This is a genomic window from Flavobacterium sp. (assembly GCF_035760125.1).
In the GTDB taxonomy this organism is placed as follows: Bacteria; Bacteroidota; Bacteroidia; order Flavobacteriales; family Flavobacteriaceae; genus Flavobacterium.
The window spans coordinates 1-17,191 of record NZ_DASTTN010000065.1; the positions used below are offsets into that span (position 1 = coordinate 1).

Here is a 17,191-nt window from a genome sequence, read left to right on the forward strand (position 1 = left end):
AATTCCAGGGGCAACCATTGTTTTAAATGGAACAACAACATCAGTAGCGACAGACTTCGATGGTAAGTTCCAAATTAAAGCCCCTAAAGATGGAAGTTTGACTATCAGTTTTATAGGGTATAAAACGGTTCAAGAGCCTATTAGTGGGCGAACACAATTACAGGTTAAAATGTATTCTGCTTCTCAAGACTTAAATGAAGTCGTTGTTGTAGGTTACGGTAGCCAAAAGAAAAGTGTGGTAACTGGAGCGATTTCTAGTGTTAGAGCAAAAGATCTCGAAAAAGTGCCTAACGGTCGTATTGAGCAAGTTCTACAAGGTAGAGTTTCTGGAGTTACGATTGCTGCCAGTTCTGGACAGCCAGGTTCTGCATCAACTATTCGTATTAGAGGTATAACTACTTTTGGTGATGGCGGAAATGATCCACTTTGGGTTGTAGATGGTGTTGTTGTGGATGCTGGAGGTATTGGTTTTCTTAATCAATCGGATATAGAATCTATGGAGGTTCTTAAGGATGCTGCTTCAGCTGCAATTTATGGAACCCGTGCTGCAACAGGTGTAATTTTGGTTACAACTAAAAAAGGTAAATCTGGAAAAATTACCGTTAACTATAATGGATTTTCTGGAGTATCATCTCCCGCAAAGACTTTGGATTTGTTAAATGCGACGCAGTATGGTGCTATATTAAATGAAAAATCAACAGCTGCAGGTGGGCCTGTACTGTTTTCTAATCTTTCTGCCTTAGGCAAAGGTACTGATTGGCAAAAAGAGATTTTTAATACTAATGCTTTCCGTTATTCTCATGAGTTGAGTATTAGTGGAGGAAGTGATACTTCTACTTTTTATGCTTCTTTTGGAATTCAAAATCAAGATGGGATAGTTTTGTCTGAGATTTCAAACTATGATAAAAAGAACTTCCGTTTGAATTCGACTCACAAAATATCTAAAGTTTTCACTTTCGGACAAACTTTAGGTTTCACAAGACAAAAATCAGTTGGTATAGGTAATACGAATAGTGAATTTGGAGGACCATTGAGTTCTGCAATCAATTTGGATCCAATCACTCCAGTTATTGAGACAGATCCTGTTTTGGCGAATTCGGCTCCCTATAGTAAAAATCCAGTTATTCGTGATGCTAATGGTAATCCTTACGGAATTTCTGGTTTAGTTGGGCAAGAGATGACAAATCCTTTGGCTTATTCTAAAACTAGGCTTGGTGGATATAACTGGTCTGATGACTTAGTTGGTAATGCTTATTTGGAAGCAGCTTTTTCAAAACATCTTAAATTCAGAACAACATTTGGTGCAAAACAGGCATATTGGGGTAATCAAGGATTTACGCCTGTATATTATTTGAGTGCCACTGTCAACACACTTAAAAATAATTATGGTCAAAGTGAAAACAGTAGCTTTGCATGGAATGTTGAAAATATAGCTACTTACTCAAATGTTATCGGGGACCATAACTTTACTGTATTGTTAGGTCAAGGTGCGTATGTAGATAATATTGGGGGTAGTTCAAGTGCGGTGATGTATGGTTTGCCTATTACAAGTTATCAAGATGCTTCTTTTGATTTTCCAATAACACAGGAAAATAGAGATAGTGGTACTGATGATTTTACAGAGCACAAATTATCTTCTTTATTTGCACGTGTAAATTATGATTTCAAAGAAAAATATTTGTTTACCGGAATTATTCGTCGTGATGGATCTTCTCGTTTTGGAGCCAATCATAAATATGGTGTTTTTCCATCGTTCAATTTAGGATGGGTGGTTTCTAAAGAAAATTTTTGGAAGGAAAACGAAGTGATTAACAGCTTAAAAATTAGAGGAGGTTATGGAATAGTTGGTAATGATAACTATTCAGACAGGGATAAGGATTTTAAATATCTTTCTTTAGTTGGTGGTGGTTATAATTATTCTTTTGGGAATACAGGGTCAATCACAACAGGATATGCTAACCTTACTTTAGACAACCCTGATTTGAGATGGGAAGAAACTTCTCAAGCTGACATTGGATTTGAATCAAGATTTTTTCATGATTTAAACCTTACGGTTGATGTGTACAATAAAAAAACAAGTGGAATCTTACGACCGATAACTATACCAGGTTATGTGGGTGTTACTTCTAATCCTGCCGGAAACGTTGCCGATATGGAGAATAAAGGTGTTGAGGTTGAATTAGGTTATACAAAACAATTTGGAGATTTTCATTTTTCTGTTAATGGGAATGTTGCATACTTAGAAAATAAAGTTACTTATGTTGCCTCTGATACAAATTATATTGTTGGAGATGCTTCTTTCCAATCAATGGGAGCTGTTACAAGAACTCAAGTTGGCCATTCATATAACTCATTCTATGGTTTTAAAACGGCAGGGATTTTTCAAAATGACGCAGAAATAGCAGCCTATACAAATGCTTCTGGCGGCTTAATTCAGCCAAATGCACGCCCTGGGGATTTCCGTTGGGTAGATACAGACGGTAATGGTTCAATTACTGATGATGACAAACAATTCTTGGGCAGTAATATTCCAAAATACACATTTGGATTGACCTTGAATTTATCCTATAAAAACTTTGATTTTATGGCTTTTGCTCAAGGAGCTGCAGGTAATCAAATTTTTCAAGGATTACGCAGATTAGATGTTGGGAATGCGAATTATCAAACTGAAGCTTTGAGTCGCTGGACAGGAGAAGGAACATCCAATGATTTTCCTAGACTTACTAATGATGATACTAACGGTAACTTTGGTAAAATGTCAAATTTTTACTTGGAAGATGGTGATTATGTACGTTTAAAATTAATTCAATTTGGTTATTCATTGCCAACGAATACAGTTTCACAGATAGGAGCGAGTAAAGTGCGTTTTTACTTAACTGGAGAGAACTTGTTCACACTTACTAAATATACTGGATATGATCCTGAGATTGGTGGAGGTGTATTTGGAATAGATAAAGGGATTTATCCACAAGCGAGAACATTCATGCTTGGAGTTAATCTACAATTTTAATAAAATTAAGAATTATGAAAACGATAAAATATAAATACTTTTTTATTGCGTTAGCAATGGTTTCTTTTGGATCCTGTTCTGATGAGTTTATAACTTTAGAACCAAAAGGAGTATTCCTTTCTGATAATTATTATTCAAACCAAGAACAGGCTACTGCAGCACTTGTTGGAGTTTATGACCCTATTAGAAAAAACTCAGGTGGTTTTGAAAATATGATGGCGATGATGAATGCGGGTTCCGATGATTTTTACGCAGGAGGTGGTGGATCTACAGATGGTTTAGGAATCCAAAATTTTTCTACACATTCACTTACTCCTACAAGCATTCCTGAAAGTTTTTGGAATGACCACTTTCAAGGAATTTTCCGAGCCAATACATTACTTGTAAAATTACCAGACGTTGAAATGAATGATGATTTAAAATCTAGATTTGCAGGTGAAACAAAAGCTTTACGCGCAATTTATTATTTCAACTTGGTGCGCTTGTTTAAAAATATCCCATTATTATTGGATCCTTTGACTGCTACAAATATGTATGATGTAGAACAAGCAGCCCCTGAAGCAGTTTATGCTCAAATTGAAAAAGATTTGACAGAAGCAATAGCTGCTTTGCCTACATCTGTTCCAGCTGATACAGAATCGGGACGTCTTACAAAAGGAGGAGCTCAAGCAATGCTTGGGAAAGTATACTTGTTTGAAGGTAAAAAAGCTGAAGCTGCTGCTATTTTGGCTCAAGTGAATGGTACTCCGGGAGCACCAAATCAATATGGAAATAAATTGTTGACGAAATTCAGTGATTTATGGGTTGTTTCCAATAAGTTTAATACAGAGTCACTTATTGAGGTATCCCATACTAGCGCTGGAAATTCTGATTGGGGATTCTGGGGATCAGGTGCAGATGAAGGGAACTCATTGAATATAATGGTAGGACCTAGATCTTACTCTAAACCAGCAGGGTCACCAGCGCCAGATCTACCATCAGGATGGAGTTTTAATGTTCTTACACAAGATTTATACGATGTAATTAAGTTAGATCCAAGATTTGCGGCTACTGTATTAGATCTTAAAGCAATGAAAGCGGCCGGTGAGGCCGATTATATTGGTGGATATCAAGATACAGGCTATTTCTTAAACAAATTTGTTCCCCGTAAAGAAGATGTTCGAACAGGAGGAGGAGCTGCCGAGTTGAACTATAAGCAAAATTCTTACATAATTAGACTTGCGGATACCTATTTAATGGAAGCTGAAGCATTGGGTTCAGGAGCAAGAGCGCAAGCATTGCTAGATGCCGTTAGATCAAGAGTTGGTTTGCCCTCAATTCCGGTTACCCTTCAAGCCATTAAAAATGAAAGAAGAATGGAACTTGCAGGTGAGGGATTAAGATTTTTCGACTTAGTGAGATGGGGTGATGCTGCTACTAGATTAGCAAATAGAGGTTTTAATGCTGGTGTAGATGAAATTTTCCCTATTCCAACCAGAGAACTTCAAGGAACCAAATTGAAACAAAACCCTGGCTATAATTAATAAAAGATAAAATTATGAAAAAGATAAAATTTATATTAAGCCTTGTAGCATTGATGGCTGTTGCCATAAGTTGTTCGATAGAGGGTATTAGCGATGATACATCTTTGCCAGGGGTAAGTTCTGGAAATGTTAATAAAGTATTTGATATCAGTAATGACAATTCAGGAAATGTAAAAATTACTCCAACTGGAGATGGTGCTACATCATTTACAGTAGAGTATGGCCATGGTACTGATGGACCAGTTTCGGTAGCACCAGGAGAAAGTACAACTCATGCTTATCCAGAAGGGGACTATACTGTAAAAGTTACAGCTATTTCTATTTCTGGAAGTGCAACTGAACAGACCTTTCCGTTGAAGGTTATTTACAGAGCTCCTGAAAACTTAGAGATTAAAACTACTGATGAGATGAAAGTAAGCGCGAAGGCTGATTATGCCAACTCATTTTTAGTGTTTTATGGAGATGTTGCTAATGAAGAAGGTACTCCAATGGCTATTGACGAAGTATTGCCTCCTCATACTTATCCGGCAACCGGAGGTCCTTTTGTATTGAAAGTGGTAGCTCTAAGCGGAGGTGCGGCAAAGACAGAAGGGACTAAATCATTATTTGGATTCCCTATTGATTTTGAAACTGCAGGTGTAGATTACTTTTTTGGGACTTTTGGTGATGTGACATTTTCTAAAGTGGCAAACCCAAATGCAACTGGTCTAAACACTAGTGCAACTGTAGGTAAATATACAAAACCAACTGGAGTGCCTAATTGGAGTGGAACATACAGTCCATTGAATATTCCAATTAATTTTGCTTATGGCAAAAAAATTAAAGTTTTGGCATATAATCCTGATGCAGCAAATATTGGTAAAAAATTAAATGTTGAATTGGAATGGGCTATTGGAGGAACTCCTGCAAATGGTGTTGCAGTACAAAAAGCAGCCTTTACCACTTCTGGAGCTTGGGAAGAACTAGTATTTGATTACAGTGCTATTTCAGGAATACCAGAAGGTACCAAATTTACTCAACTTGTTTTACGATTTAATGATTCGGATGCAGGAGCAGGAGAAGTGATTTATATCGATAATGTTAGATTAACTAATTAGAAAAAATATGAAAACAAATATTAAATACATTTTAGGGCTTTTCATCGCTATGACTCTAACGTTAGTTAGTTGTAGCGAACAAGAATATAGTCTGGGAGATTTGACGGCACCTTCGAATATTGTGATAAATACAGAAGTTGTTGGTCAGGATGCAGCTCATCCGGATGGAGATGGTTCTGGTGAAGTGAAATTTACTATAACTGCAGATAAGGCTCTTTCTTATAAAATAGATTATGATGCTAATACAGATGTAGATTTAGTTTTATTGCCAAATGGGAAAACAACTAAAAAATATACCAATGAAGGAGTACATACTTATACAGTTACTGCAGTGGTTTATGGAGCAGGAGGTACTTCATCAGTAATTACCAAAGATGTTACTGTAAGAAGTGATTTTAACGCTCCTGCAGAAATTGTAACTGCATTGACCAATGATGGTACAAAAACTTGGGTTGTTGATAAAAGTGTCCCTGGTCATCTTGGTGTTGGTCCTTGGAATGTTGGCTCCATCAGACCAGAATGGTGGTCTGCCGGAGTTAATGAAAAGGTAGCTTCTGCAAATTGTTTCTATACGGCTACTTTTACTTTTGCAAAAGTTGCTGCTACTGGAAATTATGAATTGAAAGTTACTACTCCCGATGGGGCTTTTACAAAAACAGGTTCATTAACAACTCTTCCTGGTATTCCTAGCTCTGGAGCTGAAGGATGTTATAATTATCCAGGAGGAACTTCTGCATTCTCTTTTGTTCCTGCTTCAAGTGGAGCGCCAGCTGAAGCGTCTAGTGGTGATAATTCACCATCTACCCAAGTGAGTATTTTATTGTCTGGAGTAGATACGTTTATTGGATATGGTGCTGTACTAAAAGAATATGAAATCTTGGTTATTAATTCTGATTATTTATATCTAAGAGTACAAGGAACTGAAACTGGAAATGCTTGGTATCTTAAACTGAAACCAGCACCATAATTAATTTAACTAAAGCCTATGCTCAGAACTTTTTTGAGACTGTTCTGAGCTTTGTTTTAGTATTAATTGAATTTATTCAAAATAAAATATGAGAAATAATATATGGTTTATAGATTTGAAAAGTAAGAATTACCTATTATCGGTTGGTTTGCTCTTCATTAGTCTATCTGTTTTTTTGATGTTACTATCCTGTAGCGACAGTAATGGTGGTGGTGAAGATGTTTCAAAAACGAAGCCTTCAGATCTTTCGGTAACAACAACTGTTGTTGGAACTGACGCTCAAAACCCAAATGGAGACGGAAGCGGAGTCGTAAATTTTAAATTATCGGCAACAAATGCAACATCATATAAAATAGTCCTTGGCAATGGAGAAACAAAGGAAGTAACAAACGGAAGCTTTTCTTACACCTATACTGCATCGGGTACTAAAACTTATGTGTTATATGTGTCTGCTTATAATGCTGGACAATTTGTTAGCAAAACACTCTCCATAACTGTTTTTGTTGGGTCAAAATTAATGTGGTCTGATGAATTTAATACAGATGGCGCCCCAGATGCTTCCAAATGGACTTTCCAAATTTGGGATCCGGGACATGTTAACAACGAGCTACAATCTTATACCAATCGTCCAGAAAACACAATTGTTCAAGGCGGTGTTTTGAAAATAAAAGCCATCAGAGAACAATACGGAAAGGGTGACTTCACTTCGGGTAGATTAGAATCCAATGGAAAATTCGATTTTACTTATGGCAAAGTAGTAATTAGGGCAAAAATACCAACAGGTGTTGGGACATGGCCTGCAGTCTGGATGCTGGGCAGTAATATTGGTAGTGTTGGGTGGCCTGCATGTGGCGAAGTAGATATTTTAGAATCTGTTGGAAAAGAGTTGCATGTCAATCATTCATCATTACATTCTCCAGGGCGTTCAGGAGCTACTCCAGATACGGGAACTATAAACGTGCCTACTGACAATACCGAATTCCATATCTATACGGCCGATTGGACAGCTACCTATATAAAGTTTTATGTGGATGATAAGTTGTATTATACTTTTGCAAATTCAGATAAATTCCCATTCAATAAAAACTTTTACTTGATTGTAAATTTAGCAATGGGCGGTGTTTGGGGCGGTCCTGTAGATCCAAATTTTACTTCCTCTACTTTGGAGGTTGATTATATTAGAGTATACAATTAAAATGTTTTGGTTAAGTTAGGTAGTTTGAGTTTGGTCTTCATTAGCGGCTTCTGTTTTTATCAAGTTGAACAGAAGCTCTGATGAAGAATTACCTGGCATTGTCTGACTAACAGAAACCAATAAAAAAAGATAAAATGAATCTCTCCAAAAAAACAGCAATTTCAATCATTTTTATTCTGATGGGTATTTTTTGCAATGCCCAAATATTGAAAGTAATGACTTACAATATCCGACTTGATATCGAATCGGATGGGGAAAATGACTGGACACACAGGAAAGATTTTTTTAATGCACAGATTCAATTTTATGCCCCCGATATTTTTGGGGTTCAAGAAGCAAAACCCAATCAAGTATTGGATATAGCTACTGCACTTCCACAATACAGTTATGTGGGGATAGGAAGAGACGGAATAGGAAAAGGAGAGTCGTCGAATATTTTCTATGCCAAAGAAAAATTTAAGGTAATGGAATCCAATACCTTTTGGCTATCACCAACACCCGATACTGTTTCAAAAGGCTGGGATGCTGCCTACAACAGAGTTTGTACTTATGCGCTTTTGAAGAATAAGCAAAGTAATAAGTTGATTTGGGTTTTTAATACCCATTTGGACCATGTAGGTGAAGAGGCAAGAACCAAAGGATTAGAGTTGATCCTTTCAAGAATTGAAAAATTAAATAGCAATAAATATCCCGTTGTTTTGATGGGTGATTTTAATTCAGAACCCGAAACAGACCGAATAATTGCATTAAAAAATAAAATGAATGATGCCAGAACAATTTCGAAAGAAAAACCTTTTGGTCCCTATGGAACTTTTAACAATTTTAAATATAATGAAGCATCAACACATTTGATTGATTACATTTTTTTATCAAAAGGTAACTCTATTACAGTTAATAAATATGCTGTTTTGTCAGATGCCAAAGATTTGAAATACCCATCGGATCATTTCCCTGTTTTTATCGAAATTAATTGCAAATAAATAATGAAAAAAATACATCAATTAGCAAAGCTGTTTTTCTTAATCGCTTTATCATCCATACATATTAGTTGTTCATCCTCCAATGATAGCGGGGACTCACCAACGCCGACACCAACGCCAACGCCGACACCAACACCTACTCCTGTAGTAAAAAACGAAGTTGATTTTTGGTTGACCAAAGGAAATCAAACAACGCTTTTGAAAAAACAAACGGGTATTTTGGCTTTTGGAAATGGAGTGAATATTTACCCAATCATAGAAGTTAATGAAACTCAAACATATCAAACTGTTGATGGTTTTGGATTTACACTTACTGGTGGAAGTGCACAAGTAATCAATCAATTGGCTGCCCAAAAAAAGAAAGACTTATTACAAGAATTGTTTGGTTCTGGAGATACTTCAGTAGGGTTGAGTTACCTAAGAATTAGTATTGGAGCGTCTGATTTGAACGCTACTCCATTTACCTATGATGATATGCCAACAGGACAAACAGATGTTAATTTAACCAACTTCAGCTTGACTCCTGATATGGGTGAAGTTATTCCATTATTGAAAGAAATTTTGGCAATTAATCCTAAGATCAAAATAATGGGTTCTCCTTGGTCTGCACCAGTTTGGATGAAAGATAATGATAATTTTATGGGAGGAAGTTTGCAACCTCAATATTATGAGACTTATGCGCAATATTTTGTAAAATATATTCAAAAAATGAAAGCTGAAGGAATTGTAATCGATGCAATTACGCCTCAAAACGAACCTTTGCACGGTGGTAATAATCCGAGTATGGTAATGACTGCATTGCAACAAGCTGATTTTATAAAAAATAATTTAGGGCCTGCATTTAAAGCGGCTAATATCACCACAAAAATCATCACTTATGACCATAATTGCGATAACCCCCAATATCCAATGACGGTTCTAAAAGATGCTGCGGCTTACCCTTTTGTAACTGGTTCTGCGTTTCATTTGTATGGTGGCGATATTAGTGCGCTTTCTACGGTTCATAACGCTTACCCTAATAAAGATGTATATTTTACGGAACAGTACACTTCATCTACCGGATCATTTGATGGTGATTTAAGATGGCAAGTTAAAAATGTAATCATTGGCTCAATGCGTAATTGGAGTAAAACTGCTTTGCAATGGAACCTTGCCAATGATGGTGCTTTTGGACCACATACAGACGGTGGATGTACAGTGTGCAAAGGTGCGGTAACGGTAAGTGGGACGGAATCAGTGGTGCGAAACGTTGGTTATTATATAGCGGCTCATGCATCCAAATTTATTCCTGCGGGTTCTGTTAGAATCTCAAGTAATATAAGTGGTAGTTTACATAATGTTGCTTTTAAAACTCCAGCAGGAAAAAAAGTTTTGTTAGTTGTAAATGATAGCGACGCTGCTGCATTATTCAACATTAAATACAAAGGAAAATGGATTACTACATCTCTAGATGCTGGAGCAGTAGGAACCTATACTTGGTAATAGCTAACGCCAAAAAATATAAAACAACCACCATACTATAGATTATGAAAAAAATAACCACCACAGTATTAGTACTCGCCAGCTTTTTTGTTTTTGGACAACAAAAAAGTAAATCACAAGCACATTTTTTTTCAACAAAAGGAAAAACTGTTGCGGTGTACACTACTGCTGAAAGTACTAATTTGAGATTGTCAAAAACAGATGATTTAATGTTTTCTGAACTGGCACAACCAACAGAAAGACAGATTTGTGTTTTTGTAAATCCAGATAAAACCTTCCAGTCTTTTCTCGGAATTGGAGGAGCTATAACGGATGCCAGTGCCGAAGTTTTTGCCAAACTGTCCAATGAGAAACAGCAAGAATTCTTGGATGCTTATTTTAATACAGAAAAAGGTATCGGCTATAATTTGATGCGAACCACTATTCACAGTTCCGATTTTAGTTCGGGGAGTTATACTTACATCGATGAGGGTGATACGGCATTGAAAACCTTTTCAATTGAGCACGACAGAAAATATAGAATTCCATTGATCAAAAAGGCAATTGCTACTGCTGGTGGAAAAATTACGACATATGCAACTCCTTGGAGTCCTCCTGCTTTTATGAAAAGTAATAAAGATATGCTTAAAGGCGGTACATTGTTACCGGAGTTTTTTCAGACTTGGGCAACATACTATACAAAGTTTGTAAAAGCCTATGAGAAAGAAGGAATTCCAATTTGGGCAATCAGTACAGAGAATGAACCAATGGCAGTGCAAACCTGGGAATCTTGTGTGTATACTGCTGAAGCAGAAAGAGATTTCGTGAAAAATTACCTTGGCCCTACAATGAAAAAAGAAGGGTTAGGAGATAAAAAAATTATTGCTTGGGATCACAACCGTGATCTAATGGTACAAAGAGCCAACATTACGTTCTCTGATCCCGAAGCATCAAAATATATTTGGGGAATGGGATTTCATTGGTATGAAACTTGGGCTGGAGGACAACCAATGTTTGAGAATGTAGCCAGAGTTCATGAAGCCTATCCTGATAAAAATTTACTGTTTACAGAAGGTTGTGTTGAGAAATTTGATGCTAAAAATTACCAATTGTGGGCTAATGGCGAGCGTTATGGAACTTCTATGATTCATGATTTCAATAATGGAACAGTTGGTTGGACGGATTGGAATATCCTTCTGGATGAAAATGGTGGACCTAATCACGTGGGTAACTTTTGTTTTGCTCCTATTCATGCCGATACCAAAACGGGAGAGTTGATTTATACCCCTTCGTATTATTATATTGGACATTTTTCAAAATTTATTCGTCCTGAAGCCAAAAGAGTCAGTACTGCCGTGAGCAGAAGCAGTCTGTTGAGTACTTCATTTTTGAATAAAGATGGAAAAATGGTAACTGTTGTTATGAACCAAAGTGATGCTAGCGTAATTTATAATTTGTGTGTAGGAACTCAAGCTACCCAAATTACTATTTTGCCAAATTCTATTCAGACATTGGTGTATTAATCCTGTAAAATTTCTTGTAACCTGTAAAGTTGAGGTTACGCGTGAGGGATGGAAGCTGGCTACCAAAGTAGCGCGTACAGCCCGACAGCATTAGGAAAAGGGGGCGGGGCGACTAAGCGTTGCTATATGTCAGCCCCCTTTTCCTAATGGTGGCACGCCCAAGATATTCTTTTAAATATTCAAATTTTAATAATAATAGAGATGAAAAAAATAATTGTATTTTCTTTCATGTGCTTAACCATTGTCTCTTTTGGACAGGGTTTTTTGCACAGAGATGAACAAAAAATCGTGGATGGAAACGGTAAAAATATTGTTTTAAGAGGTTTGGGTGTTGGAGGCTGGATGGTTCAGGAAGGCTACATGATTCAAACCGGTGCTTTTGCTGGCCCACAATATAAAATCAAACAAAAAATTACAGATTTATTAGGTGAGAAAGGTACCGAAGAATTCTATAAAGCTTATAAAGCAAATGGAATAACTAAGAGAGATGTTGACTCTTTGGCCGCTTGGGGATTTAATTCCATCCGATTGCCGATGCATTACAATTTATACACTCCGGCAATTGAAACCGAAAAAGACGGTCAAATTACTTGGCTTGAAGAAGGTTTTAAAATGACAGATGATTTATTAAACTGGTGCGCTGCCAATAAAATATACTTAATTCTTGACTTGCATGCAACTCCTGGGGGACAAGGGAAAGATGCTGCAATATCCGACTACGATGATTCAAAACCATCGCTTTGGGAGAGTGCTGCAAATCAGGACAAAATGGTGGCACTTTGGGAAAAATTGGCGCAACGTTATAAAGACAGTCCATGGATTGGTGGTTATGATATTATTAATGAACCAAATTGGAATTTCACGGGTACGAATCAAAATGGTTGCGACGAAACCTCAAATGCTCCTTTGAAAGCTTTGCAGGTCAGACTTACAAATGCGATACGAGCAATTGACCCTCATCATATGATTATAATCGAAGGAAATTGCTGGGGAAATAATTACAATGGTATGTTCCCGCTTTGGGATGAAAATATGGCTTTGAGTTTTCATAAATATTGGAATACAAATGATACGGCATCCATCCAAACGATGTTGAATTACCGAACCCAATACAATGTTCCGATTTGGTTGGGCGAAAGCGGTGAAAACTCGAATGTATGGTTTGAAGAAGCCATTTCATTAATGGAATCCAACAATATAGGCTGGGCTTTTTGGCCTATGAAAAAGATTGAAAATTTAGCTGGAGTTACTTCGGTTACAAAAGCACCGAACTACGATAAATTATTGGACTATTGGAAAAATGGAGGTGAAAAACCCAATTCTGATTTTGCTAAAAAAGTCTTGATGCAAACAGCGGAGAACTATAAAATGCAACACTTGACCATCAGATATGATGTGATTGACGCGATGTTCAGACAAGTTCAGACCAACGATACCAAAAAGTATAAAAATCATGTGATTCCTGGAAAAGTGTTTGCAACAGAATTTGATTTGGGACAAAACGGTTTTGCTTATACCGATAAAGATGTAGCAAATTACGACGGAACTAAATTTACCCAATGGAATAAAGGGGGCAAAATGAGAAATGATGGTGTTGATATCGTAGCCTGTACGGATAAAATAACCAACGGTTTTCAGGTCTCCTTTATTGAAGAGGGTGAATGGTTACAATTTACCATCGATGCAAAAAAACTAAGTACTTTTGATATTGCAGTTCGATATTCGAGTGAAAAAGCTGGAGGGAAATTGTATTTTGAACAGGACGGAAAGAAAATTTCGGAAACAATGGAGCTACCTGCTACCGGGGGAGAAACAGTTTGGAAAACTATTGTACTAAAAAATGTAGCGTTGAAGCAAGGAATCAATAAAATTCGCGTTCATTTTGAAGGAGGAAATTTTAACCTTAATTTTTTGGAGTTTAAAACGGCTAAATAATGATTGGGTTTTAGTAAATTGAATATAAAATTTAAAAAATGAAGAAATCAATAACACTGGCATTCGTATTTGCATCGGTTTTTGCCTTTTCGCAGCAACAAACCGTAGACCAGAAAGTGGAAGCTTTGCTTAAGCAAATGACTCTCGAAGAAAAAATAGGACAACTCAATCAATACACCAGTAATGATGCAGCTACAGGTCCTATTACAATTAATAACAACAAACAAAATGAAATTAAAAAAGGGCTGATAGGTTCGATGCTGAACGTGATGGGAACAAAACGCACCAGACAGTATCAAGAATTAGCTATGCAGTCCCGTTTGAAAATTCCGCTATTGTTTGGTCTGGACGTGATTCATGGTTACAAAACCACTTTTCCGATTCCGTTGGCCGAAGCTGCAAGTTGGGACTTGACTACCATAGAACTTGCGGCCAGAGTTGCAGCGACAGAAGCGGCTGCTTCCGGAATTCACTGGACATTTGCCCCTATGGTAGATATTGCCCGTGATCCGCGTTGGGGAAGGGTAATGGAAGGAGCTGGTGAGGATACCTATTTGGGTTCTAAAATTGCTTACGCCAGAGTCAAAGGATTCCAAGGAAACTTGGGTGATGTGAATTCGGTTATGGCATGTGTTAAACATTTTGCAGCTTATGGAGCTGCCGTTGGAGGACGCGATTACAACTCCGTTGACATGAGTAACAGAATGCTTTGGGAGACTTATTTGCCTCCTTTCAAAGCAGCTTTGGATGCCGGCGCTGCCACTTTCATGAATTCATTCAATGACCTAAACGGAATACCAGCAAGTGCGAATAACTATTTGCTTAGGGATATACTGAAAGGAAAATGGAATTTTCAAGGTTTTGTGGTTTCCGATTGGGGTTCAATAGGCGAAATGGTGAATCACGGTTATGTAAAAGACAATAAAGAAGCCGCTCTTGCATCGATAACAGCAGGAAGCGACATGGATATGGAAAGCAATGCGTATCGTTATAATCTGGAGCAATTGGTAAAAGAAAACAAAGTTCCTGTTGCCTTAATAGATGATGCTGTAAAAAGAATTTTGCGCAAGAAATTTGAATTAGGATTGTTTGATGATCCGTATAAATTTTGCAATCCAGAAAGAGAGCAAAAGGAACTGAATAATCCAGAACATACCAAAGCGGCTAGAGAAATGGCATCGAAAAGTATTGTGCTGCTAAAAAATGAAAGAGACGTTTTGCCACTTTCCAAAGGCTTAAAAACGATTGCATTTATTGGACCGATGGTGAAACCGAAAAGAGACAATCACGGTTTTTGGGCTGTTGATGTAAAAGAAATCGATTCGTCTTATATCGTTTCACAATGGGAAGGATTGGAAAATAAAGTAGGCAAAAGAACCAAAATTTTGTATGCCAAAGGATGTGGTGTAGAAGATAAAAGCAAAGAAGGTTTTGCAGATGCTTTGAAGGTTGCGAGCCAAGCTGAGGTGATCATTTTAAGTATTGGAGAAAATTTCAACAAAAGCGGGGAAGCCAAAAGCAAAAGCAACTTGCACTTACCAGGTGTTCAGGAGGAATTAATCAAAGAACTTCAAAAAACTGGAAAGCCTATCGTTATTTTGATAAATGCGGGAAGGCCTCTTGTTATTGATTGGATTGCGGATAATATGCCAACTATCGTTTATACTTGGTGGTTGGGTTCAGAAGCTGGAAATGCTATTGCCGATGTGCTTTTTGGAGATTACAATCCATCTGGAAAATTACCAATGTCATTTCCTAGAACCGAAGGACAAATTCCAATTTATTACAATCATTTCAATACAGGACGACCTTCAATTAATGAGGATAAAATCTATAAATCAGCTTACATCGATTTGCCAACAACTCCGAAATTCCCATTTGGATATGGATTGAGTTATACGACTTTTGAATATTCGGATTTGAAATTATCTCAAAAAACAATGAAAAATAATGAGTCAATTACGGTTTCGGTAAACATAAAAAACACTGGAAGCGTAAAAGGTGAAGAAGTGGTTCAGCTGTATTTGAGAGACAAAGTGGGTTCCGTAGTGCGTCCGATAATTGAGCTGAAAGATTTTCAAAAAATCACATTGAATCGCGGGGAAACCAAAACAATTCAATTTACCATTGACAATCAAAAATTATCATTTTATAACAATGCATTGGAATTTGGTTCAGAACCTGGTGATTTTGATTTGATGATTGGTTCGTCTTCAGCAGATATCCGTTTGAGAGACAGTTTTGAATTGGTGAAATGATCGTAAAGTGAAATATATTTTAATGTTTTTTCTTGGGCCTTTTTTACTTTTGGCACAATCCAAAAAAGATACAATAAGAGTATTTTATTTGGGAGGTCAGTCGAATATGCAAGGCTATGGTTATGTAAAAGAGCTTCCGGATTCTTTGAATAAAAAAAATAAAAATGTTTTTATTTACCAAGGGAATCCTGTAGGGGATAATGATAAAAACGGAGGATTAGGGAAGTGGGACGTGCTTCAGCCAGGCAATGGAACTGGATTTGCCTCTGATGGAAAGAGTAATGCATTTTCGGATCGATTTGGTGTTGAGCTTTCGTTTGCCAAAAAACTGCAAGAATTATATCCTAACCAAAAATTGGCCATCATAAAATATTCCAGAATTGGATCATCGATAGACAGTAGTGGAACTTCTTATTTTGGAGCTTGGGAGCCTGATTTTAGAGGAGGAAAAGGAATTAATCAATACGATTATTTTCTAAAAACAGTCAATAACGCCATGGCTGTGCAAGACATAAACAGCGATGGAGTTGAAGATGTTTTGATACCAAGCGGTATTATTTGGATGCAAGGAGAAAGCGATTCAGACAAAACAGAACAAATAGGTAATCAATATTACGCAAATTTAAAAAGACTAATGGAACTCATGCGAGCAACTTTTAGAAATAATGATTTGCCTATTGTAATTGGGAAAATATCCGATTCAGGTGATGATGTCGACGGAAAAGTTTGGCGTTTTGGCGAATTAGTGCAATATGGGCAAGAAAAATTTGCTGCAACCGAACCTAATGTAAGTATTGTACGGACTACAAGCACTTATAAATATTCAGACAAATACCATTATAAAAGTGATGGATATATTGATTTAGGGAAAGAATTTGCAAAAGCAGTTTTTCTTTTAAATAATAAGAATACAAATAAGACCAAAGTTGAATCTTTGAATTGAAAGATTATAAAGTCATTATAATTGTCTTTTCCAATAGAGTCGTTTGAGAAACAGTTTTGAATTAGTAAAATAGCACGACTTTCTTAAGCACAAAAGCGATACAATTCGGAAGAATCGTATCGCTTTTTTGTAAAAATTTACCATTGACGTTTATAAAAAGTTCAATATTTTTTTCTTTTTAAGTCCAATGCTTATTTTTGCAGTAGGTAGTTTTCTAAATGATTTGGGTAATTTTCAAGGTCTTTAGCCATATCGCCAAATCTATAAATGTCAAAGCAGTTGTAACTTTCTATAATTTC

At 36.8% G+C, this 17,191-nt stretch carries 11 protein-coding genes; all 11 read left to right on the forward strand.

Annotated features, from left to right (window positions below; all coding sequences use genetic code 11):
* The coding region (locus VFS71_RS02710; protein WP_326399233.1) for a TonB-dependent receptor at positions 1-3,010 on the forward strand (3,010 nt) is incomplete at its 5' end.
* A 14-nt stretch (positions 3,011-3,024) separates the two neighbouring features.
* Positions 3,025-4,533, forward strand: coding sequence for a RagB/SusD family nutrient uptake outer membrane protein (locus VFS71_RS02715; RefSeq protein WP_326399234.1), 1,509 nt, complete (start codon positions 3,025-3,027; stop codon positions 4,531-4,533).
* Positions 4,534-4,547: 14 nt separating this feature from the next.
* The gene (locus tag VFS71_RS02720; protein WP_326399235.1) at positions 4,548-5,630 is read left to right on the forward strand and encodes a PKD domain-containing protein; all 1,083 of its coding nucleotides are present in this window, start codon (positions 4,548-4,550) and stop codon (positions 5,628-5,630) included.
* A gap of 7 nt (positions 5,631-5,637) precedes the next feature.
* Positions 5,638-6,597, forward strand: a complete 960-nt coding sequence (locus tag VFS71_RS02725; RefSeq protein WP_326399236.1) for a hypothetical protein — start codon at positions 5,638-5,640, stop codon at positions 6,595-6,597.
* An 88-nt stretch (positions 6,598-6,685) separates the two neighbouring features.
* A complete protein-coding gene (locus VFS71_RS02730; RefSeq protein WP_326399238.1) occupies positions 6,686-7,792 on the forward strand; it encodes a glycoside hydrolase family 16 protein in 1,107 nt (368 codons plus the stop codon).
* 134 nt (positions 7,793-7,926) lie between these two features.
* Positions 7,927-8,772, forward strand: a complete 846-nt coding sequence (locus VFS71_RS02735; RefSeq protein WP_326399239.1) for an endonuclease/exonuclease/phosphatase family protein — start codon at positions 7,927-7,929, stop codon at positions 8,770-8,772.
* 3 nt (positions 8,773-8,775) lie between these two features.
* On the forward strand, positions 8,776-10,254 hold the full coding sequence (locus VFS71_RS02740; RefSeq protein ID WP_326399240.1) for a glycoside hydrolase family 30 protein: 1,479 nt from the start codon (positions 8,776-8,778) through the stop codon (positions 10,252-10,254).
* Positions 10,255-10,298: 44 nt separating this feature from the next.
* Complete coding sequence (locus VFS71_RS02745) at positions 10,299-11,756, forward strand: glycoside hydrolase family 30 protein (RefSeq protein ID WP_326399241.1); 1,458 nt, start codon at positions 10,299-10,301, stop codon at positions 11,754-11,756.
* A 201-nt stretch (positions 11,757-11,957) separates the two neighbouring features.
* Entirely contained in the window at positions 11,958-13,691 is a 1,734-nt protein-coding gene (locus VFS71_RS02750; protein ID WP_326399242.1) for a cellulase family glycosylhydrolase, read from the forward strand.
* Between the two features lie 38 nt (positions 13,692-13,729).
* Positions 13,730-15,949, forward strand: a complete 2,220-nt coding sequence (locus VFS71_RS02755) for a glycoside hydrolase family 3 N-terminal domain-containing protein (RefSeq protein ID WP_326399243.1) — start codon at positions 13,730-13,732, stop codon at positions 15,947-15,949.
* Between the two features lie 7 nt (positions 15,950-15,956).
* On the forward strand, positions 15,957-16,892 hold the full coding sequence (locus VFS71_RS02760; protein WP_326399244.1) for a sialate O-acetylesterase: 936 nt from the start codon (positions 15,957-15,959) through the stop codon (positions 16,890-16,892).
* Positions 16,893-17,191 lie beyond the last annotated feature (299 nt).